Source organism: Alishewanella tabrizica (genome assembly GCF_014652375.1).
In the GTDB taxonomy this organism is placed as follows: Bacteria; Pseudomonadota; Gammaproteobacteria; order Enterobacterales; family Alteromonadaceae; genus Alishewanella; species Alishewanella tabrizica.
In genome coordinates this window covers 1-701 of sequence record NZ_BMYR01000041.1, presented here as the reverse complement: position 1 = coordinate 701, position 701 = coordinate 1, and the positions used below count along the sequence as shown (strand labels likewise).

Annotated in this window: 2 tRNA genes; both read left to right on the top strand. The window is 43.7% G+C overall.

Annotated features, from left to right (window positions below):
• Nucleotides 1-227: 227 nt before the first annotated feature.
• Nucleotides 228-304, top strand: a tRNA-Ile gene (locus IE070_RS16525).
• A gap of 101 nt (nt 305-405) precedes the next feature.
• Nucleotides 406-481 (top strand) — tRNA-Ala (locus IE070_RS16520).
• Nucleotides 482-701: the final 220 nt, after the last annotated feature.

Below are 701 nucleotides of genomic sequence, written 5' to 3'. Positions count from 1 at the left end.
GCGGTTGGATCACCTCCTTACCTATATAGAATGAGTTATAAGTGTTCACACAGATGATTGATTGCACGAGATAGAGCAAACGGTTTTAACGTTAGATAGTGATATTTAACGCAGGATGACGAAGCTGAGACAAGGCGCGCGATGAGCGAATGAGGAGCGTACTAATAGTACGTGACGAAATGAGCGAAGAGTGCAACGCAGTATCAGTGAGTCAGACCAGTTAAAATTGGTCTGTAGCTCAGGTGGTTAGAGCGCACCCCTGATAAGGGTGAGGTCGGTAGTTCGAGTCTACTCAGACCAACCAAATTTCGCACCATGCGGCGTTATTTTAAAGCTCGTGTACCTAAGTACACTTCGCTTGAAAATGCCTTGCCTGGCACGAAATTACCTTGTTAGAAACTATGAGGGGTTATAGCTCAGCTGGGAGAGCGCCTGCCTTGCACGCAGGAGGTCAGCGGTTCGATCCCGCTTAACTCCACCACCACCTTTTATGCGTTGTTGCAGCGAACCTCACATACCTAAGTATGCTTCGGTTCACCGCGCCTAGCCTAAAATCCGTTGGTTACACTGATAATAATTGCTCTAGAAATTCAAATATAAACGCTTAATAACTTTAAGTTTTTATATTTGAGTTTATCTCAAACTGCTCTTTAACAATTTGGCAAGCTGATGTAAAAAGAAACAAATCAAGGATACATATT